This window comes from Pseudoxanthomonas sp. J35 (assembly GCF_000513995.1).
In the GTDB taxonomy this organism is placed as follows: domain Bacteria; phylum Pseudomonadota; class Gammaproteobacteria; order Xanthomonadales; family Xanthomonadaceae; genus Pseudoxanthomonas.
This window is the reverse complement of sequence record NZ_KI911337.1, coordinates 1-21,951: the sequence shown is the minus strand read 5'-3', so window position 1 is coordinate 21,951 and position 21,951 is coordinate 1. Positions and strand designations below refer to the sequence as shown.

At 71.3% G+C, this 21,951-nt stretch carries 20 protein-coding genes; 8 read left to right on the top strand and 12 right to left on the bottom strand.

Annotated features, from left to right (window positions below):
• Positions 1 to 57 precede the first annotated feature (57 nt).
• Together PSEJ35_RS0114335 and PSEJ35_RS0114330 are read left to right on the top strand one after the other, a co-directional pair.
• Positions 58 to 1,035, top strand: a complete 978-nt coding sequence (locus PSEJ35_RS0114335; protein ID WP_028918378.1) for a uroporphyrinogen-III C-methyltransferase — start codon at positions 58 to 60, stop codon at positions 1,033 to 1,035.
• Entirely contained in the window at positions 1,032 to 2,294 is a 1,263-nt protein-coding gene (locus tag PSEJ35_RS0114330) for a heme biosynthesis HemY N-terminal domain-containing protein (RefSeq protein ID WP_028918377.1), read from the top strand. The genes PSEJ35_RS0114335 and PSEJ35_RS0114330 overlap by 4 nt, the downstream gene beginning before the upstream one ends.
• Positions 2,295 to 2,367: 73 nt before the next feature.
• Here the strand turns inward: PSEJ35_RS0114330 and PSEJ35_RS0114325 are convergent, their stop codons facing one another.
• The gene (locus PSEJ35_RS0114325; RefSeq protein ID WP_028918376.1) at positions 2,368 to 3,645 is read right to left on the bottom strand and encodes an acetyl-CoA C-acetyltransferase; all 1,278 of its coding nucleotides are present in this window, start codon (positions 3,643 to 3,645) and stop codon (positions 2,368 to 2,370) included.
• 160 nt (positions 3,646 to 3,805) lie between these two features.
• Here PSEJ35_RS0114325 and PSEJ35_RS0114320 point away from each other — a divergent pair, with 160 nt between their 5' ends.
• Entirely contained in the window at positions 3,806 to 4,675 is an 870-nt protein-coding gene (locus PSEJ35_RS0114320; protein WP_028918375.1) for a hypothetical protein, read from the top strand.
• Positions 4,676 to 5,111: 436 nt separating this feature from the next.
• On the opposite strand, the gene PSEJ35_RS0114315 is transcribed toward PSEJ35_RS0114320, so the two are convergent.
• The 7 genes from PSEJ35_RS0114315 to glnA form a co-directional block, all read right to left on the bottom strand.
• Complete coding sequence (locus PSEJ35_RS0114315) at positions 5,112 to 5,675, bottom strand: superoxide dismutase family protein (protein WP_028918374.1); 564 nt, start codon at positions 5,673 to 5,675, stop codon at positions 5,112 to 5,114.
• Between the two features lie 244 nt (positions 5,676 to 5,919).
• Complete coding sequence (gene ntrC / locus PSEJ35_RS0114310) at positions 5,920 to 7,371, bottom strand: nitrogen regulation protein NR(I) (RefSeq protein WP_028918373.1); 1,452 nt, start codon at positions 7,369 to 7,371, stop codon at positions 5,920 to 5,922.
• On the bottom strand, positions 7,368 to 8,417 hold the full coding sequence (locus PSEJ35_RS0114305) for an ATP-binding protein (protein WP_028918372.1): 1,050 nt from the start codon (positions 8,415 to 8,417) through the stop codon (positions 7,368 to 7,370). The genes ntrC and PSEJ35_RS0114305 overlap by 4 nt, the downstream gene beginning before the upstream one ends.
• Before the next feature lie 60 nt (positions 8,418 to 8,477).
• The gene (locus PSEJ35_RS0114300; RefSeq protein ID WP_028918371.1) at positions 8,478 to 9,224 is read right to left on the bottom strand and encodes an N-acetylmuramoyl-L-alanine amidase; all 747 of its coding nucleotides are present in this window, start codon (positions 9,222 to 9,224) and stop codon (positions 8,478 to 8,480) included.
• Positions 9,225 to 9,477: 253 nt separating this feature from the next.
• Entirely contained in the window at positions 9,478 to 10,929 is a 1,452-nt protein-coding gene (amt, locus tag PSEJ35_RS0114295) for an ammonium transporter (protein ID WP_028918370.1), read from the bottom strand.
• Positions 10,930 to 10,949: 20 nt separating this feature from the next.
• Entirely contained in the window at positions 10,950 to 11,288 is a 339-nt protein-coding gene (locus PSEJ35_RS0114290) for a P-II family nitrogen regulator (protein WP_024868950.1), read from the bottom strand.
• 298 nt (positions 11,289 to 11,586) lie between these two features.
• Positions 11,587 to 12,996, bottom strand: a complete 1,410-nt coding sequence (gene glnA / locus PSEJ35_RS0114285; RefSeq protein ID WP_028918369.1) for a type I glutamate--ammonia ligase — start codon at positions 12,994 to 12,996, stop codon at positions 11,587 to 11,589.
• Between the two features lie 224 nt (positions 12,997 to 13,220).
• On the opposite strand from glnA, the gene PSEJ35_RS0114280 reads away from it, so the two are divergent.
• On the top strand, positions 13,221 to 14,015 hold the full coding sequence (locus PSEJ35_RS0114280) for an undecaprenyl-diphosphate phosphatase (RefSeq protein WP_028918368.1): 795 nt from the start codon (positions 13,221 to 13,223) through the stop codon (positions 14,013 to 14,015).
• A 112-nt stretch (positions 14,016 to 14,127) separates the two neighbouring features.
• Entirely contained in the window at positions 14,128 to 14,958 is an 831-nt protein-coding gene (locus PSEJ35_RS0114275; protein ID WP_028918367.1) for an META and DUF4377 domain-containing protein, read from the top strand.
• Positions 14,959 to 15,136: 178 nt separating this feature from the next.
• Here the strand turns inward: PSEJ35_RS0114275 and bioF are convergent, their stop codons facing one another.
• Both bioF and bioB read right to left on the bottom strand, forming a co-directional pair.
• The gene (bioF, locus tag PSEJ35_RS0114270; RefSeq protein WP_028918366.1) at positions 15,137 to 16,327 is read right to left on the bottom strand and encodes an 8-amino-7-oxononanoate synthase; all 1,191 of its coding nucleotides are present in this window, start codon (positions 16,325 to 16,327) and stop codon (positions 15,137 to 15,139) included.
• A gap of 34 nt (positions 16,328 to 16,361) precedes the next feature.
• On the bottom strand, positions 16,362 to 17,411 hold the full coding sequence (gene bioB, locus PSEJ35_RS0114265; RefSeq protein WP_028918365.1) for a biotin synthase BioB: 1,050 nt from the start codon (positions 17,409 to 17,411) through the stop codon (positions 16,362 to 16,364).
• Positions 17,412 to 17,512: 101 nt separating this feature from the next.
• On the opposite strand from bioB, the gene PSEJ35_RS0114260 reads away from it, so the two are divergent.
• The 3 genes from PSEJ35_RS0114260 to PSEJ35_RS0114250 all read left to right on the top strand — a co-directional run bounded on the left by PSEJ35_RS0114260 (position 17,513) and on the right by PSEJ35_RS0114250 (position 19,780).
• Complete coding sequence (locus PSEJ35_RS0114260) at positions 17,513 to 18,214, top strand: ComF family protein (protein WP_232207682.1); 702 nt, start codon at positions 17,513 to 17,515, stop codon at positions 18,212 to 18,214.
• 411 nt (positions 18,215 to 18,625) lie between these two features.
• Positions 18,626 to 19,180 (top strand): HdeD family acid-resistance protein, encoded by a 555-nt coding sequence (locus tag PSEJ35_RS0114255; protein WP_028918363.1) that lies wholly within the window; start codon positions 18,626 to 18,628, stop codon positions 19,178 to 19,180.
• 60 nt (positions 19,181 to 19,240) lie between these two features.
• Complete coding sequence (locus PSEJ35_RS0114250) at positions 19,241 to 19,780, top strand: DUF308 domain-containing protein (protein ID WP_051412708.1); 540 nt, start codon at positions 19,241 to 19,243, stop codon at positions 19,778 to 19,780.
• A gap of 534 nt (positions 19,781 to 20,314) precedes the next feature.
• On the opposite strand, the gene ubiA is transcribed toward PSEJ35_RS0114250, so the two are convergent.
• Positions 20,315 to 21,217, bottom strand: a complete 903-nt coding sequence (ubiA, locus tag PSEJ35_RS0114245) for a 4-hydroxybenzoate octaprenyltransferase (protein ID WP_037083474.1) — start codon at positions 21,215 to 21,217, stop codon at positions 20,315 to 20,317.
• 72 nt (positions 21,218 to 21,289) lie between these two features.
• Positions 21,290 to 21,745: a hypothetical protein gene (locus PSEJ35_RS0114240; protein WP_028918360.1), complete on the bottom strand. Its 456-nt coding sequence runs from the start codon at positions 21,743 to 21,745 to the stop codon at positions 21,290 to 21,292.
• Positions 21,746 to 21,951: the final 206 nt, after the last annotated feature.

Here is a 21,951-nt window from a genome sequence, read left to right as displayed (position 1 = left end):
TGCGACGCGCGTCACGTTCGACGGCGCGACAGGCGCTCCCAGGACAAGGACGCTCCCGTGGACGAAGTTTCCCCCGTCGCCGCGCGCGTACGCTGGCGCGCGCTGCTTCCGTTGCTGCTGGTGCTGCTGCTGTGCGGAGCCGCCTGGTATGGCTGGCACGACTGGCAGGCCCGCCAGCAACAGGCGCAGGAACGCGCGATCGAGGACGCCCGCCAGATTGACGCCCTCGGCCAGCGCCTGGACACCCTGCGCGCCGACCTGCGCGCCCAGGGCCGCCTGCTGCAGGACGCCGCCGCGTCCAACCGCGTGCTGCGCGACGAGGTCCTCGGCCTCGGCCAACGCAACGCCCTGCTCGAGGAGAGCGTGGCGCGGCTCGATGCGCGCGCCCGCCAGGGCCACCAGGCCCTGCGCCTGGACGAGGCCGAACTGCTGCTGGTGCTCGGTGCCCAGCGCCTGCACGTGGCCGGCGACATCGACGGCGCGCGCCGCGCCTACGCGCTGGCCGCGACCATGCTCGAAGGCCTCGAAGACCCCGGCCTGCTCAACCTGCGCCAGACCCTGGCGGCCGAACGCGCCGCGCTGGACGCGCTCGGCCCCGGCCCGCGCGCCGCACTGGCGCAACGCCTGGAGGCGGTGGTCGAGGCGCTGTCCACGCTCCCGCACCACGCCAGCGTCGCCACCGACGCCCGGCGCCCGCTGTGGCAGCGCCTGCTCGCCCCGCTGCTGGAAGTGCGCCCGGCCGGCAGTGACGCGCTCATGGGCGAGGCCGAGCGCCGCCAGGGCGAGGATGCGCTGCAGGTCGAACTGACCCTCGCCCGCGCCGCGCTGGAACGCGGCGACGTTGACGGCTTCCACACGGCGCTGAACCGCAGCGCGATGTGGATCGGGCGGTTGTGGCCGGATTCACCGGAATCGCGGAAAGTGCGGCAGGAACTCGACGATATGCGCGAGGCCCCGCTGCAGCCGCAGTCGCCCCTGGTCGACAGCACCCTGCTGCAGCTGCGGGCACTGCGCGAAGGCAAGGAGGCGCGATGAAACCCTACCGCTGGCTGGTCGCGATGCTGCTCGTCGCCGTGATCGGCGTGATCGGCGCGCAGTGGCTGGCGCAGCACGATCCGTCGCGCTTCGGCGCGGTGCTCGTGCGCGCCGGCGGCTACGACTACAGCACCACCCTGCCGCGCGCCGTGCTGCTGCTGGTGCTGGCGTGGCTGGTGCTCGGCTTCGTCTGGTCGCTGCTGCGCCTGCCGTTCCGTGCCTGGACCCGGCACCGCAAGCGCCAGGGCCGCGCGCGCCTGATCGAAGGCCTGCGCGCCCTGCAAGGCGGCCACTGGCAGCGCGCCGAGCGCCTGCTCGGCGCCGCCGGCGAGGATCCGGAAGCCGGCAGCGTCGCCCTGGCCGCGGCGGTGCGCGCAGCCGACGGCCGTGGTGATGCGGCCGCGGCCGATGCGTGGCTGGCCAGGCTGGCCGAACGCGACCCGGTCACCCACGCGATCCTGCAGGCCGAGCGCCTGCTCGAGCGTGCGCTGCCGGTCGACGCGATCAACGCGCTGGACGTGGCCGCGGCGCAGCCGCTGCCGCCGCGCGGCCTGCTGCTGCGCGCCCGCGCCCTGGCGATGGTCGGACGCTCCGGCGAGGCCTATGGCCTGCTCGGTGCGCTGCGCCAGCAGGAAGCGCTGCCGGCCGACGCACTGGCACGCCTGGAGCTGGACCTGGCCACGCGCTCGCTGCACGAGGCCGCCGACGCCAACCTGCTGGCCGAACGCTGGGAAGCGATGCCGCGCGCGCTGCGCGTGGAGCCGGCGGTGGTGGCCGCCTACGCCGAACGCGCCGCGGCGCTGCGCTGGGACGAGGCCGCGCTGCGCCACCTGGAACAGGCGATCGACACGCGCTGGGACGAGCGCCTGGTCGACCTCTACGGCCGCCTGCCGATCAACCACGTCGACTCGCGCCGCGCCAGTGCGCAGCTGTGGCTGCAGCAGCATCCGGCCAGCCCGGCGCTGCTGGTGACGCTGGGCCGCCTCGCCCGCCGCCAGGGCCAGTGGCTGCAGGCCCAGGAATTCCTGCACCGGGCGATCGCACAGGGCGCCGGCGCCGAGGCGTGGGAAGAGCTGGGCGCAGGCTTCGCCGCCGCCGGCGACGAAGCCCTGGCGCGGCGTGCCTACGCCAACGCCGTGCGCACCGCGCGCGGCGAACCGGCGGAGGAACTGCCCGGGCGCGACCTGCGCGGGAAGATCCAGGACCTCGCGGTCCCCGAGGAACGCGACGAGCACGGCCTGCCGCGGCTCAAGGGCTGAAGAACCGGCCGGCGGAAACGGAGAAGGGCGGCCCATGGCCGCCCTTCCCTTTCGTGGCGATGCTGTGCGCGGATCAGCGCTCGATGATCGCCACCACGCCCATGCCGCCGGCGGTGCAGATCGAGACCAGCGCGCGGCCGCCGCCCCGTTCGGCCAGCTGCTTGGCCGCCGTGGCGACGATGCGCGCGCCGGTGGCGGCGAACGGATGGCCGGTGGCCAGCGAGGAGCCGACCGGGTTGATCTTCTCCGGATCGATCCGGCCCAGCGGCGCATCCAGGCCCAGGCGGTTGCGGCAGTAGTCCTCGCTCTCCCACGCGCGCAGCGTGCACAGCACCTGCGCGGCGAAGGCCTCGTGGATCTCGTAGATGTCGAAATCCTGCAGGGTGAGGCCGTGGCGCTTGAGCATCTCCGGCACGGCCACGGTCGGCGCCATCAGCAGGCCTTCGCCATGCACGAAGTCCACCGCCGACACCTGCGCGTCCTTGAGGTAGGCCAGCGGCTCGTGGCCGTGCGCGCGCGCCCACTCTTCGGTGGACAGCAGCACCGCGGCGGCGCCGTCGGTCAGCGGGGTGGAGTTGGCGGCGGTCAGCGTGCCGCGGCCGGAGGTCTTGTCGAACGCCGGCTTCAGCGTGGCCAGCTTCTCCAGCGAGGTGTCCGGGCGCAGGATGTTGTCGCGCTCCACGCCGCGGAACGGCGCGATCAGGTCGGAGAAGAAGCCGCGCTCGTAGGCCGCCGCCAGCTTCCTGTGCGAGGACACCGCCCACTCGTCCTGCGAGTCGCGGGAGATGTTCCACTCCTTGGCCATGTCCTCGCAGTGGTCGCCCATGCTCTTGCCGGTGCGCGGCTCGGCCACGCCCGGGAATTCGGGCTTGAGCTCGGACAGCTTGAAGCCCTTGAACGCGGCCAGCTTGTCCTTCGTGGTCCTGGCGCGGTTGGCGGCCAGCAGGCGCGCGCGCAGCTTCTTGCCGTAGACGATCGGCACGTCGGAAGTGGTGTCCGAACCGCCGCCGATGCCCGACTCGATCTGGCCGACGGCGATCTTGTTGGCGATGGTGATGATCGAATCCAGCGAGGTGCCGCAGGCGCGCTGCAGGGTGATGCCCGGGGTCAGCGGCGACAGGCCCGACGACAGCGCCGCCTCGCGGCCCAGGTTCCAGTCCGAGGAATGCTTGATGACCGCGCCCATGGCCACTTCGCCCAGCTGCTGGCCATGCAGGCCGAAGCGCTCGACCAGCGCGCCGAGGGTCCGCACCGACATCCCCAGGTTGCCCACGTCCGAGTAGGCGGTGTTCTGGCGGCAGAACGGAATGCGGACGCCGCCGAGGATGGCGACGGGACGGGGTGCGGGCATGGGGTGACCTCGGGTGGATTCCATTCGGTGGACACGGCTTGCATACGCAAGCGAATGCATAATGCCGCAGTGTAGCCTCGACCCGACAGACGGCCAATGATCCGCAGCCTTCCAGCCATGAAAAAATCCTGCCCCCGTACCGCTTCCACGGGCCCGGCCCATGGCTGAGGCCGTGTTCAGGGGCGTGTTCGCGCTGGAGCTGGCCGGCGGCCAGGCGCCGGGCAAGGCCGCGCTGTCCCAGGAGGCCGCCGGCGAGCTGGCGGTCGGCATCGGCCGCGACCTGGCCCGCCTGGTCGATGGCGTTGCCGGGCTGGACCTGGTGCTGGGGGCGGCCCACTTCGACCCGGCCGAGGCCCTGCGTCCCGGCTGGTCGCTGCATCGGCGCCTGGAGGAGCTGCACGCGCGTGCGCCTGGCCGCAACAGCGGACCGCGCGTGGTCGCCTTCGGCGCGGCCGCCGACGGCGGGATCCCGATGCCTTTGCAGGCCGATCCGGCCCTGGTCGGCGGCGGCCTGCGCGTGCTGCCGTTCGTGCTGGCCGGTCCTGCCGAGGTGCTGGGGCCGGTCGCCGAGGCCCTGGAAGAGAAGCTGCTGGCGCTGGGCATGGCCCAGCCGCAAACCGCGTTGCTGGCGCAGGATGGTTTCGAGGCGCGGATCGAGCACGCGCGCTACTTCAGCGTGCACGACCTGGCCGCGATGATGGCCATGCAGTACGACAACCAGGGCCTGTCGGCACTGTGGAACCTGGTCGAGGCGGCGCTGCTGGCGCCGCAGGCGGTGGAGTGGCTGGATGCCGGCCCGGAACCGCTGCTGCGGCTTGAAGGCGGCGAAGCGCGCATGGCCCTGTTCGATCCGGCCGGCTGGTGCACGCACTACCACGGCGGCCAGGGCGACTGCGACAGGCTGCAGCGCGCCTATGAGCTGTTCCTCGCCCGCCAGCGCCAGCTCGCCGCGGTCCTCGAAGCCCACGGCATCCCCGTCCTCTACGTCCACTGCGACGGCCAGCAGGACGCCCGCGCCCTCCTCAGCTGAGTTGAGGAGAGTAGCCCGGGCAAGCGAAGCGCACCCGGGGCCAGGGGCCTCAGCCGCTTGATCGGAAGAAGGCGCTCCAGGCGACGGCACCGTCGCGTAGCCCGGATAAGCGAAGCGCATCCGGGTAAGGGGACCGCAGCCGCTTGGCGGAAGTGGCGCGCCGATTGCAGCAGCAACGGCGAGAGCGCTGGGGCGCCGGCTCCGGACGGAGCCGCGGCAGCACGGCGGTATGCCGCATCGCGCGGTTCCGCGTCCGCGCCGGGAATGCACTCGGGCGCTGGCGACGCCTGACGCGTCGCCACGCGCCAGCCTTCACCGCGTCGCCCAGCGGGACGCTTCTGGCTACCCCCGCGCTACCGCGTCTTTCGAACCGTTGAGGTCGTGGCTTCTATCTCCCCTCTCCCGGCGGGAGAGGGGCTCCTGGTCGCTTTCCGCGTCAGCGCACGACCTTGATGATGCCGCAGGCCACGCGGGCGCCGGCGTTGCCGGCCGGCTGGCTCTGGTAGTCGTCCGCGGACGCATGGACGATCACCGCGCGGCCGGCGATGTCGTTGGTCGCGCCGCCGCCGAGGGTCACGCCGCGCAGGTGCACGTTGACCGTGGCCACGCCCTCGGCATTGCTGGTGATGTTGTCCATGTCGCCGGCGTGGTGGGTCGCGGTGCCGGCGCGGCCGTGCGCGGTGGCGGCCGGATTGAAGTGGCCGCCGGCGCTGGTCGCGTCGACCGCGCTGCAGTCGCCCTTCTCGTGCACGTGGAAGCCGAACTGGCCCTGCGGCGCGAGGCCGCCGACTTCGCCGCTGATGTGCACGCCGTCGCCCATCGGCGCCAGGGTGAGCTTGCCGCTGACCCGGCTGCCGGAGGCCGAAGCGAGCACGGCCTCGGCCTGCTGCGCGGTACTGACCGGGGCCGGAGGTGCCGGTTCCGGAGCCGGCGGCGGCGTGGTGCTGCATGCGGCCAGGGCGAGCAGTCCGAGCGGCGCGAGGATCCTGTGCTTGTGCATATGCGGTCTCCCTTTGGAAAACGCGCAGGATACGGGCCCGGCCGGTGCAGATGGAATGAACGGTAGAGTCGGGCTTGCCCGACTCCCACGCTGGATGTCCCGGCGCCCGTGAAAGGCAGCGCGACCACGGCCGCTTCTGATCGGGCGGCGGCTACGGATAGGTGGGAGCGGGGCGAGCCCCGCTCTACAAAGGCGCCGCGCGATAGCCCCTCTTCCCCCGGGGGAGAGGGAGCGGACATGGGCCTCAGCGCCGCTTGCGGCCCGGACCCAGCTTGCGGGTGACCGTGTTGCGGCCCACGCCCAGCAGCGCGGCGGCTTCCACGCGGCGGCCGCCGGTGTGCTGCAGGGCGGCGTTGAGCAGGGCCTGGTCGAAGCGCTGCCGCGCCTCGGCATGCAGGTCGCGGGCGCCGGCCTGGAGGCAGGCCAGCGCCCACTGGCCGAGCTGGCGGTCCCATTCGGCCGGCGCCGACGCCACCGCGGGAAGCGGCACCTGCGACTGCGGCGCCCGCGTGTCGCCGAGGTCCTCGACGGTGATGGTCTCGCCCGGCGCCAGCGCGGCCAGGCGCCAGCACAGGTTCTGCAGTTCGCGCACGTTGCCCGGCCAGTCCATCGCCTGCAGCGCGGCCAGCGCCGCCGGCTCGAAGCGCTTGGCACCGGCGCCGAGCTTGCGCGCGGCGCGGTGCAGGAAGGTGTCGGCCAGCAGCGGGATGTCGGCGCGGCGCTCGCGCAGCGGCGGGATCTGCAGGCGCACGACGTTGAGCCGGTGCAGCAGGTCGGCGCGAAAGCGGCCCTGCTGGACCAGCGCCTCGAGGTCCTGGTGGGTGGCGGCGATCACGCGCACGTCGACGCGGATCAGCTCGCGGCCGCCGACGCGGAAGAACTCGCCCTCGGCCAGCACGCGCAGCAGGCGGGTCTGCAGCGAGGCCGGCATGTCGCCGATCTCGTCGAGGAACAGGGTGCCGCCGTCGGCCTGCTCGAAGCGGCCGATGTGGCGCTTCTGCGCGCCGGTGAAGGCGCCGGCCTCGTGGCCGAACAGCTCGCTTTCCAGCAGCTCGGCCGGGATCGCGGCGGTGTTGAGCGCGACGAACGGGCCGTTGGCGCGCGGCGATTCGCGGTGCAGCGCGCTGGCCACCAGCTCCTTGCCGGTGCCGGTCTCGCCGGTGATCAGCACCGACAGCGGCGCCTGGGCGAGGCGGCCGATCGCGCGGAACAGCGCGCGCATTGCCGGGGTGTCGCCGATCAGTTCGGACGCGGGCGGCTCGCCTTCCGGTTCCGGCTCGGCTGCGGGTGCAGGCGCCTGGACCGTGCCGGCCGGCAGCGCGCGCGCCGCGAGCGCGACCGCATCATCAAGGTCGAAGGGCTTGGACAGGAACTCGTGCGCGCCGCCGCGGAACGCGGAGGCGGTGCTGGCCACATCGGTATAGGCCGACATCACGATCACCGGCAGCTGCGGGTGCGCGGTCTTCAACCGGTCCAGCAGCTTGAGGCCGTCCTCGCCGGGCATGCGCACGTCGGTGAACAGCAGGTCCGGCGCGCCGCGCACCCGCAGCGCGGCCAGCGCGCTGGCGGCGTTCTCGAAGCCGTCGACCTCGTAGCCCGCGTCGCGCAGGGCGGTGGCGAGGACGAAGCGCACCGAGCGGTCGTCGTCGACGACCCAGACGCGGCGGTTCTCGGCGCGGGCGACGGCCGGATTCATGCAGGTGTTGCTCCTTCGGTGTCGTTCTGCGGCAGCAGCAGGGTGAAGACGGTATGGCCGGGGCGCGAGCGGAAGGTCAGCGAGCCGCGGTGTTCGCGCGCGACCTGGTGGGCCAGGGCCAGGCCCAGTCCGGTGCCTTCGGCGCGGCCGCTGACCAGCGGCAGGAACAGGTGCTCGGCCAGTTCGTCGGGCACGCCGCGGCCGTCGTCGACGATCTCCACGCGCAGCGCGCGCGGGTGCAGGTGTTCGCGGATGTGCAGGCCGTTCTCGACGCGGGTGCGCAGGATGATGGTGGAGGCGCCGGCCTCCAGCGCGTTGCGCACCAGGTTCCACACCGCCTGGGTGAGGCGGTCGGCGTCGCCGGGGAACTCGGGGATGCTGGGGTCGTAGTCGCGCTGCACGCGCACGCTCCAGCCGCCCTCGGCCTCGACCAGGCGCAGCACCCGCTCGAGCACGGCGTGGATGTTGAGCGGCGCATGCGGGCGCTGCGGTGCCGGCGACATCAGCTGGTCGACCAGCTGGCTGAGGCGGTCGATCTCCGCGCCGATCAGGTCCAGCAGCTCGCGTTCGCCGCTGTCGTCCGGGCGCGCGGCGGCGCGGCGCGCCAGCAGCTGCGCGGCGCCCTTGAGCCCGGCCAGCGGATTGCGCAGTTCGTGGGCCAGGCCCTTGAGCGCGGCCTGCAGGGCGCCGGGCAGGGCCTGGGCCGGGTCTGGCGCGGGGAAGGCGTCGGCCGGGTGCGCTTCCAGCAGCCAGCCGTCGGCGGTGCGGGTGACCCAGCCGTCGGCGTAGCGCGGCGCCTCGCCGGGCACGCCCAGCGCGATCCGGTGCAGGCGCAGGACCTCGCGCTCCTCCTGCTCGAGGAAGCGGGCCAGGGCCTCGCCCTCCACTTCCAGCGCGGCCAGCGGCTGGCCGAGCAGGCGGCGCGGGCCGATGCCCAGCCAGCGCGGGAACGCCGGATTGACCCCGGCGATGCGCGCCTGCGCATCGGTCCAGGCCACGGGGGTGGTCAGCTGCTCCAGGGTCGGGGCGGCGCTCGGCGTACTCACGTCCATTGCACCAATTTAGTGCAAGACACGGTCCGGCGCGATCCCGCGCCGCGCCGGGGTTCAGCGCCGCTTGCGGGCCTGCTGGACCAGCGAATGCAGGATGCGGAGGTCTTCCGCGTCGAGGGTGTCGGCCTCGTCGCCGCGGTAATGCCGGCGATAGGCGCGCACGGCCGCGGCGCGGTCGTCCAGCGGCCAGCCGATGGCCTGCATCGCCAGCCACGGGTCGAAGCCTGGCGGCGGATCGCCATCGGCCGGATCCGGCCACAGGCCGAAGCCGGCGCGGGCCAGCTCGGCCCACGGGAACTGCGCGCCGGGATCGCGCTTGCGGGTCGGCGCCAGGTCGGCGTGAGCGATGACCGCGTGGCGCGGGATGCCCAGGCGCGTGCACAGGTCTTCGAGCAGGCGCAGCAGCGCGTCGATCTGCGCGGGCGGGAACGGTTCACCACCATCGTTGTCCAGCTCGATGCCGATGGAGGCGGAGTTGAGGTCGGTGATCGTGCCCCAGTTGCCGCCGCCGGCGTGCCAGGCGCGACGCGAGTCCTCGACCAGCTGGTACAGGTCGCCGCCGGCGCCGACCAGGTAGTGCGAGCTCACCGGCCCGCCGCTGTTGGCGGTACGAAGGGTGAGCAGGCTCTGCGCGACCGATTCCTGCTCGGTCGCATGCAGCACGATGATGGTCGCGCGGCGCTCGTCGTGGTTCGGCGAGGCTTCCCACTGCGCGATGGGGTTGCGTACCGGCGCCTGCGCGCAGGCGCCCAGCAGCAGGGCGAGCGCGATGATCGGGGTGTGACGGAACACGTTGGCCATGCCTCATTGCAGCGGGATGCGCCGCGGAAGGCAAGGGCCGCACGCGCGGTCCGCGACCGCCGTCGCCCGCAGGCGGGCGGGAACGGCTGCTGCGGATGCGGAAGGAAGCCGCGAACACGGGATCACCTCGGCAGTGGCTGTTGCGCTGCGCCCCCCGGCCGTGCGCGTCTCCGGAGGCCGCCGCGGGAAGCGGTGGCCCCGGTGGAAAAACCCCGGTCCGCGGCGGCGTGCCGCGGACCGGTCGTTACGTCGATCAGGCCTCGTAGGCGGATTCGCCGTGCGAGCTGATGTCCAGGCCGACACGCTCGGCCTCTTCGTTGACGCGCAGGCCGAACAGCACCTTGGCGATGAGCAGGGCGACGACCGTGACCACGGCGCACCAGACGATGGTGAAGCCGACGCTGACCACCTGCACCCACACCTGGTGGCCGATGTCGAAGTCGGCGTCGCCGGTACCGCCCAGCGACGGCGCGGTGAACACGCCGGTGAGGATCGCGCCGACGATGCCGCCGACGCCGTGCACGCCGAACACGTCCGCGGTGTCGTCGACCTTCAGCAGCTTCTTCAGGCCGGTGACGCCCCACACGCAGATCACGCCGGCGGCGAAGCCGACCACGATCGCGCCCAGCGGACCGACGGTGCCGCAGGCCGGGGTGATGCCGACCAGGCCGGCGACCGCACCGGAGGCCGCGCCCAGGGCAGACGGCTTGCCCTTGGTCAGGGCCTCGACCAGGGTCCAGCCGACGATCGCCGCCGAGGTGGCGAGGATGGTGTTGATGAAGGCCAGGGCGGCGGTGTCGTTGGCGGCGGCGGCCGAACCGGCGTTGAAGCCGAACCAGCCGATCCACAGCAGGGAGGCGCCGATGAAGGTGAACGGCACATTGTGCGGCTTCAGCGCGACCTGGCCGAAGCCCAGGCGCTTGCCGACGAAGTACGCGCCGACCAGGCCGGCCACGCCCGCGTTGATGTGGACCACGGTGCCGCCGGCGAAGTCGATCGCACCCAGCTCGGCGAGGTAGCCGCCGCCCCAGACGATGTGCGCCATCGGGATGTAGCTGAAGGTGAACCACAGCACCGAGAACAGCAGCACCGCCTTGAACTTGATGCGCTCGGCGAAGGCGCCGACGATCAGCGCGGTGGTGATGGCGGCGAAGGTCGACTGGAAGGCGACGAACAGCAGCTCCGGGATGGTGCCGCTGAGGCTGGCGGTGGTGATGCCGGCCAGGAACGCCTTCTCCTTGAACGAGCCGAAGAACGCGTTGCCCTCGGAGAACACCGCGCTGTAGCCGTAGAAGGCCCACAGCACGATCACCACCGAGGCGACGACCATCACCTGGCTGAGCACCGACAGCACGTTCTTGCTGCGCACCAGGCCGCCGTAGAACAGGGCCAGGCCGGGCACGATCATCAGCAGGACCAGCATGGTGGAGGTCAGCATCCAGGCGGTGTCGCCGGAATCCAGCGAAGCCTCCTCCTCGGCCGGCGCGGCTTCTTCGACGACGGCCGCGGCGGCCACTTCGGCCACGGCCTCGCCGGCGGCGTCGGCCGCCGCGGCGACCTCGGCGGCCACTTCTCCGGCGGCCGGCGCGGCGGTTTCTTCCTGCGCCTGCGCGGCGAAGGAGGTGGTTGCCATGGCCGAAACCAGCATCGTCAGGCACACGGCATAGAACCGGGACTTCCACCCGGCCAGGAATCGCATGTTCATGGGCTTCTCCGAGGGGTGGGTTAAAGCGCGTCCGCGCCGAGCTCGCCGGTGCGGATGCGGATGACCTGTTCGACGGCGGTGACGAAGATCTTGCCGTCGCCGATCTTGCCGGTGCCGGCGGACTGCTGGATGGCTTCCAGCACCGCGTCGACGCGGTCGTCGGTCACGACGGTCTCGATCTTGATCTTCGGCAGGAAGTCGACGACGTACTCGGCGCCGCGGTACAGCTCGGTGTGGCCCTTCTGGCGACCGAAGCCTTTCACTTCGGTCACGGTGATACCGGACACGCCCGCCTGGGCGAGGGCTTCGCGCACCTCGTCAAGCTTGAACGGCCGGATGATCGCGGTAATCAGTTTCATGTTCGCATCCCGATGGTGGAGGGTCCGGCACAAAGGCCGGCGTTCGGAACCCGGGGATCGCGCCGGGTCCCCCTGGACCCGGCGCCCCCGCACGACATGGCCGCGCCGTGCTGGCCGCGGCACACCGATTCAGGGCTTGCATCCGACTTCTTGGGGGAGGTCATGCAGGCCCGTGAATCCCTTCGTTCCCCTGGAGCAGTGTTGCTGTTTCTTTCCTTTCGTGTTTGTTTCTTCGACGGTTTCCGGCCCGGCCGCAAACCGCAGCGCGCGCGACTCCCCGCCGCGCGCGCCGTGTTGCTCAGTTGCCGTAGTACAGCTGGTATTCCAGCGGGTGCGTGGCCGCGCGGAACTTGGTGACTTCCTGCATCTTCAGCGCGATGTAGCCGTCGATGAAGTCGTCGCTCATCACGCCGCCGGCCTTCAGGAACTCGCGGTCCGCATCCAGCGCCTCGAGCGCCTGGTCCAGGCTCGAGCACACCTTCGGGATGTTCTTCTCTTCTTCCGGCGGCAGGTCGTACAGGTCCTTGTCGCTCGGCGCGCCCGGGTCGATCTGGTTCTTGATGCCGTCCAGGCCGGCCATCATCAGCGCGGTGAAGGTCAGGTAGCCGGACTGCAGCGGATCGGGGAAGCGGATCTCGATGCGGCGGGCCTTCGGGCTGGACACCCACGGGATGCGGCACGAGGCGGAGCGGTTGCGCGCCGAGTAGGCCAGCATCACCGGCGCCTCGAAGCCCGGGACCAGGCGCTTGTAGCTGTTGGTGCCGGAGTTGGCGAAGGCGTTTATCGCCTTGGCGTGCTTGAAGATGCCGCCGATGTACCACAGCGCCAGCTGCGACAGGCCGCCGTAGCCGTCGCCGGCGAACAGGTTCTTGCCGTCCTTGGACAGCGACTGGTGCACGTGCATGCCGCTGCCGTTGTCGCCGACGATCGGCTTGGGCATGAAGGTGGCGGTCTTGCCGTTGCGGTGGGCGACGTTCTTGACGATGTACTTCAGCGTCAGCAGCTCGTCGGCCTTCTTCACCAGGGTGCTGAACTTGGTGCCGATCTCGCACTGGCCGGCGGTCGCCACTTCGTGGTGGTGGACCTCGACCTCGATGCCGGCCTCTTCCAGGGTCTTGCACATCTCGGCGCGCAGGTCGTGCAGCGAGTCGGCCGGGCCGACCGGGAAGTAGCCGCCCTTGACGCCCGGGCGGTAGCCGGTGTTGCCGGATTCGTACTTGGTGCCGCTGTTCCAGGCCGCCTCCTCGGACTCGATCTCGAAGAAGGTGTGGCCCATGTCGTTGGCGAAGCGCACGGCGTCGAAGATGAAGAACTCCGGCTCCGGGCCGAAGAACGCGGCGTCGGCGATGCCCAGCGACTTCAGGTAGGCCTCGGCGCGCTTGGCCACGCCGCGCGGGCAGCGCGAATAGGCCTGCATGGTGGCCGGGTCGAGGATGTCGCAGGTCAGGATCAGGGTCGGATCGGCGGTGAACGGATCCAGCACCGCGGTGCTGGCGTCGGGCAGCAGGACCATGTCGGACTCGTTGATGCCCTTCCAGCCAGCGATCGAGCTGCCGTCGAACATCTTGCCGTCCTCGAACAGGGCCGGCTCGACGATGCTGACCGGGAAGGTGACGTGCTGCTGCACACCCCGCATGTCGACGAACCGCAGGTCGACGAACTCGACCTGGTTGTCCTTGATCAGCTTCTCAACGTTTTCCACGGACATCGCTTGCAACCTCGGGTTGATGGGTACCGGCATACAAGCAGGCCGCGTGCCAACTTTCCGGCGCTCACAAGTCATTGATTCCACTGAACACATCCCGGATTCGGGGATGAATGCACCACAAGAGTGCATCATTTGGGTGCGCGCGATGAACCATAATGGTGCAACGAGCAGGAGCCATTTCACTTCGGCTATCCTCGTGCGCCTTTCACACTCCGGCAGCGCACGTGTCCGACCTGTTTTCCGCCCTCCTGCTGGGCATCCTCGAAGGCCTGACCGAGTTCCTGCCGATCTCCAGTACCGGACACCTGCTCATCGCCCAGCACTGGCTCGGCGCGCGTTCGGACTTCTTCAACATCGTCGTCCAGGCCGGCGCGATCCTCGCCGTGGTCCTGGCCTTCCGCACCCGCCTGTGGGAACTGGCCAGCAACCTGCACGACCCGGCCAACCGCGATTACGTGCTCAAGCTGGGCGTCGCCTTCCTGGTGACCGCGCTGGTCGGCCTGCCGGTGCGGCTGGCCGGCTGGGAGCTGCCGGAAACGGTGACCCCGGTGGCCACCGCGCTGGTCCTCGGCGGCCTGTGGATGCTGGTCGCCGAGCGCGTGGCCGAGAAGCGCGGCGACGTGGCCACCGTGACCTGGAAGGTCGCGGTGCTGGTCGGCCTGGCGCAGGTGGTGGCCGGCATCTTCCCCGGCACCTCGCGTTCGGCGGCCGCGATCTTCCTGGCGATGCTGGCCGGCACCAGCCGGCGTTCGGCGGCGGCCGAGTTCGTGTTCCTGCTGGCGATCCCGACCATGTTCGCGGCCAGCGGCTATGCCTTCCTGGAACTGGTCAAGGACGGCGGCCTGGGCCGCGAGCCCTGGGGCGACGTGGCGCTGGCCTTCGTGGCCGCGGCGATCACCGGCTTCGTGGTGGTGCGCTGGCTGATGGGCTACATCAAGGGCCACCGCTTCACCGGCTTCGCGATCTACCGCATCGCCCTGGGCCTGGGCCTGCTGGCGTTCATGCCGGCCGGCAGCTGAACCCTCTTCACGCGGGCTGAACCCCGCCGGGCGCATCCAGCCGTTCTGTCGTCCGTCGCAGTCGAACATTCGCCTGCCGGCCACACAGGCCGGCCCTGCCCGGAGGTTGTCCATGAAGGCTCCGCACATCCTCCTCCTGCTGCTGCCGCTGGCCCTGGCCGGCTGCAACCGTCCCGCCGAACCCGGTGCGCCGGCGCCCGGCGAGATGGCCGCCGATCCGGCCGCGCCGCCGCCGCTGGCCGCGGCCGATCCGGCCAGCCTGCTGCCCGCGCACCACTGGCGCCTGACCGACGCGACCGACGCGCAAGGCCAGCGCATCGAGGCGCTGTTCGTGCGCCCCGAGCAGCCGCTGCAGCTGGATTTCGCCGACGGTCGCGTGTCGGTCTCCAACACCTGCAATCGCATGAACGGCGCTTACACCCTGGCCGGCGACCGGCTGACGCTGGGCCGGATGGCCTCGACGATGATGGCCTGCACCGATCCGAAGCTGTCCGCCCTCGATGCGGAGGCTGGCGCGCGCCTGTCGGGCGAACTGGGTGTGGCGGCCACCGCGGGCGATACGCCGGAACTGGTGCTCACCGGCGCCGACGGCAGCCGCCTGGTCTTCCAGGGCGCGCCGACCGCGGCGACCCGCTTCGGCGGCCCGGGCGAGCGGATCTTCCTGGAGGTCGGCGCGGAGACCAAGCCCTGCGACCACCCGCTCATCCCGGACAAGCAGTGCCTGCAGGTGCGCGAGATCCGCTTCGACGAGAACGGCCTCCGCGTCGGCGAACCGGGCCAGTGGCAGAACTTCTACGACGAGATCGAGGGCTACACGCATCAGCCCGGCGTGCGCAACGTGCTGCGCATCGACCGCTACACCCGCCAGGACGTTCCGGCCGACGCCTCGCGCTACGCCTACGTGCTGGACATGGTCGTGGAGTCGGAGCAGGTGCAGCGCTGAGGAGGCGCCCCTCGCCCCTGTAGAGCGGGGCTCGCCCCGCTCCCACGCATCCGCAGACAACGGCGCACCAGAAGCGGAGGGCTTGCGTCGCCGTTTTCCGCCGACGCCGGGACATCCGGCCGGGGAGTCGGGCAAGCCCGACTCTACGAGCTTCTCGCTTGGGGGAAGGGCGGCGGCGTCAGGCCGCGTCACGCATTGCGCGGTCGCGGGCGTCGGCGATCGCGGCGAGCAGGGCGTTGACCTGCTGCGGGGTGTGCAGCGAGGACAGGGTCACGCGCAGGCGCGACTGGCCTTCGGGCACCGTCGGGGGACGGATCGCGGTGACCAGGAAACCGGCTTCCTCCAGTGCGCGCGACATCGCCGAGGCGGTGGCTTCGTCCCCGCACAGCACCGGCTGGATCGGCGTGTTCGACGGCATCAGCTCCAGGCCGAACTTGCCGGCGCCGGTGCGGAACTGGCCGACCAGTTCGCGCAGGCGCTCGCGGCGCCATTCGTCGCGGCGCGCCAGCTTCACCGCGGCCAGCGAGGCCGCCGCCAGCGCCGGCGGCAGCGCCGTGGTGTACAGGTAGGGACGCGCGACCTCGGCCAGGTGCTGGACCAGGTCCTCGTCGCCGGCCACCACCGCGCCGTAGCCGCCCAGGGCCTTGCCCAGCGTGGCCAGCTGCAGCGGCACTTCCAGCACGCCGAGGCCGGCCTCGGCCACCGTGCCGCGGCCCTGCGGGCCGAGCACGCCGACGCCGTGGGCGTCGTCCACGTACATCAGCGCTTCCTGGGTGCGCGCGACCAGCGACAGCGCGCGCAGCGGGGCGACGTCGCCGTCCATGCTGAAGACGCCGTCGGTGATCAGCATCGCCGCGCCGTCGGGCGCGTTGCGCAGCTGGCGCATCGCCCCTTCCGGATCCAGGTGCGGATACCGGCGCAGGCGGCAGCCGGCCAGGCGGCTGGCATCGATCAGGCTGGCGTGGTTGAGGCGGTCCTGGACGCAGACGTCCTCGTCCTCGAGGAAGGCCTGCTGCACGGCGAGGTTGGCCATGAAGCCGCTGCCGAACAGCAGCGCGCGCGGCACGCCCAGCCAGTCGGCCATCTCGCGTTCGAGCTGCTCGTGCAGGGCATGGTGGCCGCAGACCAGGTGCGAGGCGCTGGCGCCGGTACCTTCGCGCGCGGACGCGTCCTGCAGGGCGGCGCCGACTTCGAACTGCGTGGCCAGGCCGAGGTAGTCGTTGCTGCAGAAGCCGGTCAGCCAGCGGCCATCCACTTCCAGGCGCACGCCGTCGCGACGGGTGACGGTGCGGCGCTGGCGCAGGCGGCCCTGGGCGGCGCGCTGGCGCCGCAAGGCATGGATGCGGTCGTGGATATCGGTACGTGCCATGTTCCTGCCCCGTCCCCCGGGGCCCCCTTCCAGTTCAGGCCGCGCAGCCGCAGGCGGGCGCCGGTCCGGTGATGTCGGCATGCACGGTACCGCCAGCCACCGTCGACTTTCCGTGACGGTCATCACACTGGGCGAGTGGCATGGGCCGCAGACCGAGCCGTGCGAACAGGGCCTGGTCGCGTTCGACGTCGGGGTTGCCGGTGGTGAGGAGCTTCTCGCCGTAGAAGATCGAGTTGGCGCCGGCGGCGAAGCACAGTGCCTGCAGTTCGTCGGACATCGCCTCGCGCCCGGCCGACAGCCGCACCATCGAGCGCGGCATGGCGATGCGCGCCACCGCGATGGTGCGCACGAACTCGAACGGGTCCAGTTCGGCGGTGCCGGCCAGCGGCGTGCCCGGCACCTGCACCAGGCGGTTGATCGGCACCGAGTCCGGGTGCGCCGGCAGGTTGGCCAGCGCCTGCAGCAGGCCAGCGCGCTGCTCGCGGGTCTCGCCCATGCCGACGATGCCGCCGCAGCAGGTCTTCAGTCCGGCCTCGCGCACGTGTCCGAGGGTGTCCAGGCGGTCCTGGTACTGGCGGGTGTGGATGATGTCGCCGTAGAACTCCGGCGCGGTGTCGAGGTTGTGGTTGTAGTAGTCGAGCCCGGCCTCACGCAGCGCCCGCGCCTGCGGCGGGGTCAGCATGCCCAGGGTGGCGCAGGTCTCCAGCCCGAGCGCCTTCACCCCGGCGATCATCGCCGCGACCTTGGGGATGTCGCGGTCCTTCGGACTGCGCCAGGCGGCGCCCATGCAGAAGCGCGACGCGCCGGCGGCCTTGGCCTGGCGGGCCTTCTCCAGCACCTCGTCGGTGTCCATCAGCTTCGTGGCGTCGACGCCGGTGTGGTAGCGCTGCGCCTGCGGGCAGTAGCCGCAGTCCTCGGGGCAGCCGCCGGTCTTCACCGACAGCAGGGTCGAGACCTGGACCTCGGCCGGGTCGAAATGCTCGCGGTGGACGCTGGCGGCGCGGAACAGCAGCTCGGGCAGCGGCAGGTCGAACAGCGCGAGCAGTTCCTCGCGCCGCCAGTCGTGGCGGATTTCCGAAGGCATGGCGTGGGGTTTCCTGACAGCGCCGGGAAGCGGGCGCGGGCAGTCTGGGAATCCGCCCCTGCCACTGTCAACCCGGATCAGCCATGGATGGTTTACAGGCCATGTTGTTCAAGGACCTGCCGGCGCGCCTGGCCACCCTCGCCCACCGCCTGCTGCCGCTGCGCTGCCTGCTGTGCACAGAACCGGGCGCCGACGGACTGGACCTGTGCCCGGCCTGCCGTACCAGCCTGCCGGAGCTGCACAATGCCTGCCGCTGCTGCGCCCTGCCCCTGCCCGCCCCCGGCGTCTGCGGGGCCTGCCTGCAACGACCGCCGCCGCTGCAGCAGGTCCATGCCGCCTTCCTCTACGCCCCGCCGCTGGACCGGCTGCTGCCGCGCTACAAGTTCCATGGCGACCTCGCCGCCGGGCGCCTGATGGCGCAGCTGATAGCCCGCGCCTTCGCCGGCTGCGAACGGCCGCAGGCGCTGGTGCCCGTGCCGCTGCACCGCAGCCGCCTGCGCCGGCGCGGCTACGACCAGGCCCTGGAACTGGCACGGCCGCTGGCGGCCACGCTCGGGCTGCCGCTGCGCGCGGACCTGCTGCGGCGCGTGCGCGCCACCGCGGCGCAGTCGGAACTGGATGCCGCCGCGCGCCGGCGCAACCTGCGCGATGCGTTCCGCGCCAGCGACATCGCCATGCCCGCGCACGTGGTCCTGGTCGACGACGTCATGACCACCGGCGCGACCCTGCATGCCGCGGCGCGGGCGCTGCGCCGGGCGGGCGTGGAACGGGTCGACGCCTGGGTCTGCGCGCGGGCGCCGTGATAAGCCCATCTCGAAGGCATTTCGTAGAGTCGGGCTTGCCCGACTCCCGCGCCGGATGTCCTGGTGCCGGCAAGAGGGCGACGCAGGTTCCCGCTTCCGATCGCGCCTCGGCTCCGGAAGTGTGGGAGCGGGGCAAGCCCCGCTCTACGGGGGTCCCCTCTATTCATAGAGTCGGGCTTGCCCGACTCCCGCGCCGGATGTCCTGGCGCTGGCAAGAGTGACGACGCAAATTCCCGCTTCTGATCGCGCCTCGGCTCCGGATGCGCGGGAGCGGGGCGAGCCCCGCTCTACAGGAGGCGCCGATACAGCCTCTCTCCCATGGGGAGAGGGGACATTGGCGAGGCGATTTGACAGGGGGCCCTGCCAGGCGTATCCCGTCGCTGACCGGTCCGGATCCCCCTGGAGGGCGCCATGGAAGCGGGCACGAGCGAGGAGGTGCGACGCAGCTGGTGGGTGTCGGTCCTGTTCGGGTTGATCGGCATCGTGTTCGGCCTGGTGACCCTGGCCAAGCCGTTCCAGGCGCTGGTCGCCATGGCCTGGGCCTTCGGCATCGTGGCCCTGGCCGATGGCATCGCCAGCCTGCTGGCGCTGTTCGACAAGCGCGTGGCGGTGCCCAAGGCGCTGCTGCTGTTCTACGCGCTGGCCTCGATCGCCTTCGGCGTCATCGCCGTGGCCAATCCCAAGGCCACCGCCGGGATCCTGTTCCTGATGCTCTCGTTCTGGCTGATCGTGGCCGGGGTGTTCCGGATCGTGTTCGCGATCCGGGTGCGCAAGGAGATCGTCGGCGAATGGCTGATCGCGCTCAGCGGCGTGCTGGCGATCGTGCTGGGCATCCTGTTCCTGCGCAATCCGGCGACGGGCCTGTTTGCCACCGCGCTGTGGATCGGCGCAGGCGCGCTGGTCTACGGCGTGGCGCACGTGGTCGCCGGACTGCGCTTGCGCAAGTACCAGCCGAAGTCGGACTGAGCCGCATCCTTCGCGGCGGCGACCATGCCGCCACGCTCCATCGCATTGCAGGAGAACCCCATGTTCCGTGCCTGGTGGATGTTCGCGGTGTATGGCGTGCTGGCGATCGCGTTCGGCGTGTTCGCGCTGGCCCAGCCGCAATCGACGGTATGGGTGATCATCATGGCCTTCGGCCTGCTGGCGCTGGGCGACGGCGTGATCAGCCTGCTGAGCGTGCTGCGCAAGGACATCGCCCTGCCCAACTGGCTGCTGCTGGTGTATGCACTGGCCTCGATCGGCTTCGGCCTGCTTGCGATCTTCCGTTCCGAGGCGGTGGCCACCGCGCTGGTGTGGCTGCTGGCGCTGTGGCTCGTCGTGGCCGGCATCGCGCGCATCGTCTTCGCGGCAATGCTGCGGCGGATGCTCCAGGGCAACTGGCTGCTGGTGCTCAGCGGCGTGCTGGCCCTGGCGCTGGGCATCCTGTTCCTGGCCCACCCGGACCTCGGCGTGGCCGCGATCGCCCTGTGGCTGGGGATCGGCGCGCTGGTCTACGGCCTGCTGCAGATCCTCGTCGCCGTGTACATGCGCAAGCGTGTTGGCGCGCCCGTCCTGACGCGGTAACGCGCCGGCGCCCAACCCCTCTCCCAGAGGTAGAGTCGGGCTTGCCCGACTCCCACGCCGGATGTGCCGGCACCCGTGAAAAGCCGCTGGACGGGCGGCTGCACCNGGNGNNNNGGCGGCTGCGGATGCGGGGGAGCGGGGCGAGCCCCGCTCTACAAGAGCGCGGCGAGGCGCGCCTGTAGAGTCGGGCTTGCCCGACTCCCACGCCGGATGTGCCGGCGCCCGTGAAAAGCCGCTGGACGGGCGGCTGCACCTGGTGGAGCGTCGGCTCCGGATGCGGGGGAGCGGGGCAAGCCCCGCTCTACAAGAGCGGCGGCGAGCCGCGCCTGTAGAGTCGGGCTTGCCCGACTCCTACGCCGGATGTGCCCGTACCCGCGAAAAGCCGCTGGACGGGCGGCTGCACCTGGGGAGCGGCGGCTGCGGATGCGGGGGGAGCGGGGCAAGCCCCGCTCTACGGGGCGGCGGTGACTCGCTGCGTTGGCGACAACGGGAAACGCGGCAGCGCGGCACGCCGCGGGCGATGCCCAAGTGTGGCTACAGGGCGTAATGCACGGCGATGCCCGCGAACACCGCCAGGCCGACCCAGTTGTTGTGCAGGAATGCGCGGAAGCAGGGGCCGCGCTCGCGGCGGCGCGCGATCCAGAACTCCCAGGCCACCAGCAACAGCGCCGCGCCCAGTCCGGCACAGTAGGCCACGCCCAGCTGCGCCTGGCGACCGACCAGGGCCAGCGCGAGGAAGGTCAGCGCGTAGAGGATGCCCTGCGCGACCAGGTCCAGGTCGCCGAACAGGATCGCGGTGGACTTCGAGCCGGCGCGGATGTCGTCTTCGCGGTCGACCATCGCGTACCAGGTGTCGTATGCGGTCGACCACAGGATGTTGGCGCAATACAGCAGCCAGCCCAGCGCGGGCACCTCGCCCAGCACCGCAGCGAAGGCCATCGGGATGCCCCAGCCGAAGGCCATGCCCAGGTAGACCTGCGGCAGGTAGGTGTGGCGCTTGAGGTAGGGATAGGTCGAGGCCAGGAACAGGCCGACGAAGCTCAGCAGGATGGTGAGCCGGTTGAGCGTCAGCACCAGCGCGAACGCCACCAGCATCAGCACCGCGAACACCGCCAGCGCCTCGCGCCCGGACACTGCACCGGTGGCCAGGGGCCGTTCCTTCGTGCGCTCGACCTGCGGGTCCAGCCAGCGGTCGGCGTAATCGTTGATGACGCAGCCGGCCGAACGGGTCAGCCACACGCCGGCGGTGAACACGAACAGCGTCCACAGGTCCGGCAGCCCTTTGGCGGCCAGCCACAGCGCCCACCAGGTCGGCCACAACAGCAGCAGCACGCCGATCGGGCGGTCGCCGCGCACCAGTTTCCAGTACTGCCCCAGCCGCTCACGCCAGCGCGGGACCGGCGGCAGGATGGGCGTTTCGTAGCGCTCGTATGCCATGGCGCAAGGATACAACCACGCCGCCGCACGGGCCGTGGGCGGCGCGGCGGCTTACGGCGTCAACCGGCGCGCTCAGGCGCGCGCGTCGGCCGGCCGGTAGTCGTAGTAGCCATAACTGTAGTAGCCGGTGGCGCGCTTCTCGACCGCGTTGAAGATCGCGCCCTTGACCGGCACGCCGTTCTGCTCGAAGCGCTGCACGGTCAGCGCGATCTCACGCGCCTGGTTGACGCCGAAGCGGGTCACCAGCAGATTCGAGCCGGCATGCGCCGCCACCAGCGCCGCGTCGGTCACCGCCAGGATCGGCGGGGTATCGACGATGACGATGTCGTACTGGTCGGCCACCACCTTCAGCAACTGGGCGAAGCGCGGGTGCATGAGCAGCTCGGACGGATTCGGCGGGATGTCGCCGCGCGGCAGGTAGCTCAGGTTCTGCGTGCCGGCGACCGGCCTGATCACCGACGCCAGATCCGCCTTGCCGCCCAGCAGGTCGGACAGGCCGGGACCGGTGACCTGGATGTTTGGTGCCAAGAAGTTGCAAAGCTCCGGGAGAGATCCGTTTCGAGCCCTTAGTTCCGCAGCCTGTTGTGCGCTCTTCGTAGAATTCTTCGGGGGTATGGGTATTTCTCACCCGGCCTCTTCTTTTTTGGCTCTTTTGAAATTCGAGTGGGTTATGCCACGTGCGGGTTGAGGCGCGAGAAGTCGAGCTTGCCGGCGATCAGGAAGATGACGGTGCG

Excerpts from the sequence above, each read along its gene's own strand:
- ntrC (WP_028918373.1), bottom strand. The coding sequence starts at position 7,371 with ATGAATCCGGCCGTCGCCCGCGCCGAGAACCGCCGCGTCTGGGTCGTC.
- glnA (WP_028918369.1), bottom strand. The coding sequence starts at position 12,996 with ATGTCCGTGGAAAACGTTGAGAAGCTGATCAAGGACAACCAGGTCGAG.
- amt (WP_028918370.1), bottom strand. The coding sequence starts at position 10,929 with ATGAACATGCGATTCCTGGCCGGGTGGAAGTCCCGGTTCTATGCCGTG.
- PSEJ35_RS0114315 (WP_028918374.1), bottom strand. The coding sequence starts at position 5,675 with ATGCACAAGCACAGGATCCTCGCGCCGCTCGGACTGCTCGCCCTGGCC.
- bioB (WP_028918365.1), bottom strand. The coding sequence starts at position 17,411 with ATGCCTTCGGAAATCCGCCACGACTGGCGGCGCGAGGAACTGCTCGCG.
- PSEJ35_RS0114250 (WP_051412708.1), top strand. The coding sequence starts at position 19,241 with ATGTTCCGTGCCTGGTGGATGTTCGCGGTGTATGGCGTGCTGGCGATC.
- PSEJ35_RS0114300 (WP_028918371.1), bottom strand. The coding sequence starts at position 9,224 with ATGGCCAACGTGTTCCGTCACACCCCGATCATCGCGCTCGCCCTGCTG.
- PSEJ35_RS0114260 (WP_232207682.1), top strand. The coding sequence starts at position 17,513 with ATGTTGTTCAAGGACCTGCCGGCGCGCCTGGCCACCCTCGCCCACCGC.
- PSEJ35_RS0114255 (WP_028918363.1), top strand. The coding sequence starts at position 18,626 with ATGGAAGCGGGCACGAGCGAGGAGGTGCGACGCAGCTGGTGGGTGTCG.
- PSEJ35_RS0114330 (WP_028918377.1), top strand. The coding sequence starts at position 1,032 with ATGAAACCCTACCGCTGGCTGGTCGCGATGCTGCTCGTCGCCGTGATC.
- PSEJ35_RS0114290 (WP_024868950.1), bottom strand. The coding sequence starts at position 11,288 with ATGAAACTGATTACCGCGATCATCCGGCCGTTCAAGCTTGACGAGGTG.
- ubiA (WP_037083474.1), bottom strand. The coding sequence starts at position 21,217 with ATGGCATACGAGCGCTACGAAACGCCCATCCTGCCGCCGGTCCCGCGC.
- PSEJ35_RS0114275 (WP_028918367.1), top strand. The coding sequence starts at position 14,128 with ATGAAGGCTCCGCACATCCTCCTCCTGCTGCTGCCGCTGGCCCTGGCC.
- bioF (WP_028918366.1), bottom strand. The coding sequence starts at position 16,327 with ATGGCACGTACCGATATCCACGACCGCATCCATGCCTTGCGGCGCCAG.
- PSEJ35_RS0114325 (WP_028918376.1), bottom strand. The coding sequence starts at position 3,645 with ATGCCCGCACCCCGTCCCGTCGCCATCCTCGGCGGCGTCCGCATTCCG.
- PSEJ35_RS0114320 (WP_028918375.1), top strand. The coding sequence starts at position 3,806 with ATGGCTGAGGCCGTGTTCAGGGGCGTGTTCGCGCTGGAGCTGGCCGGC.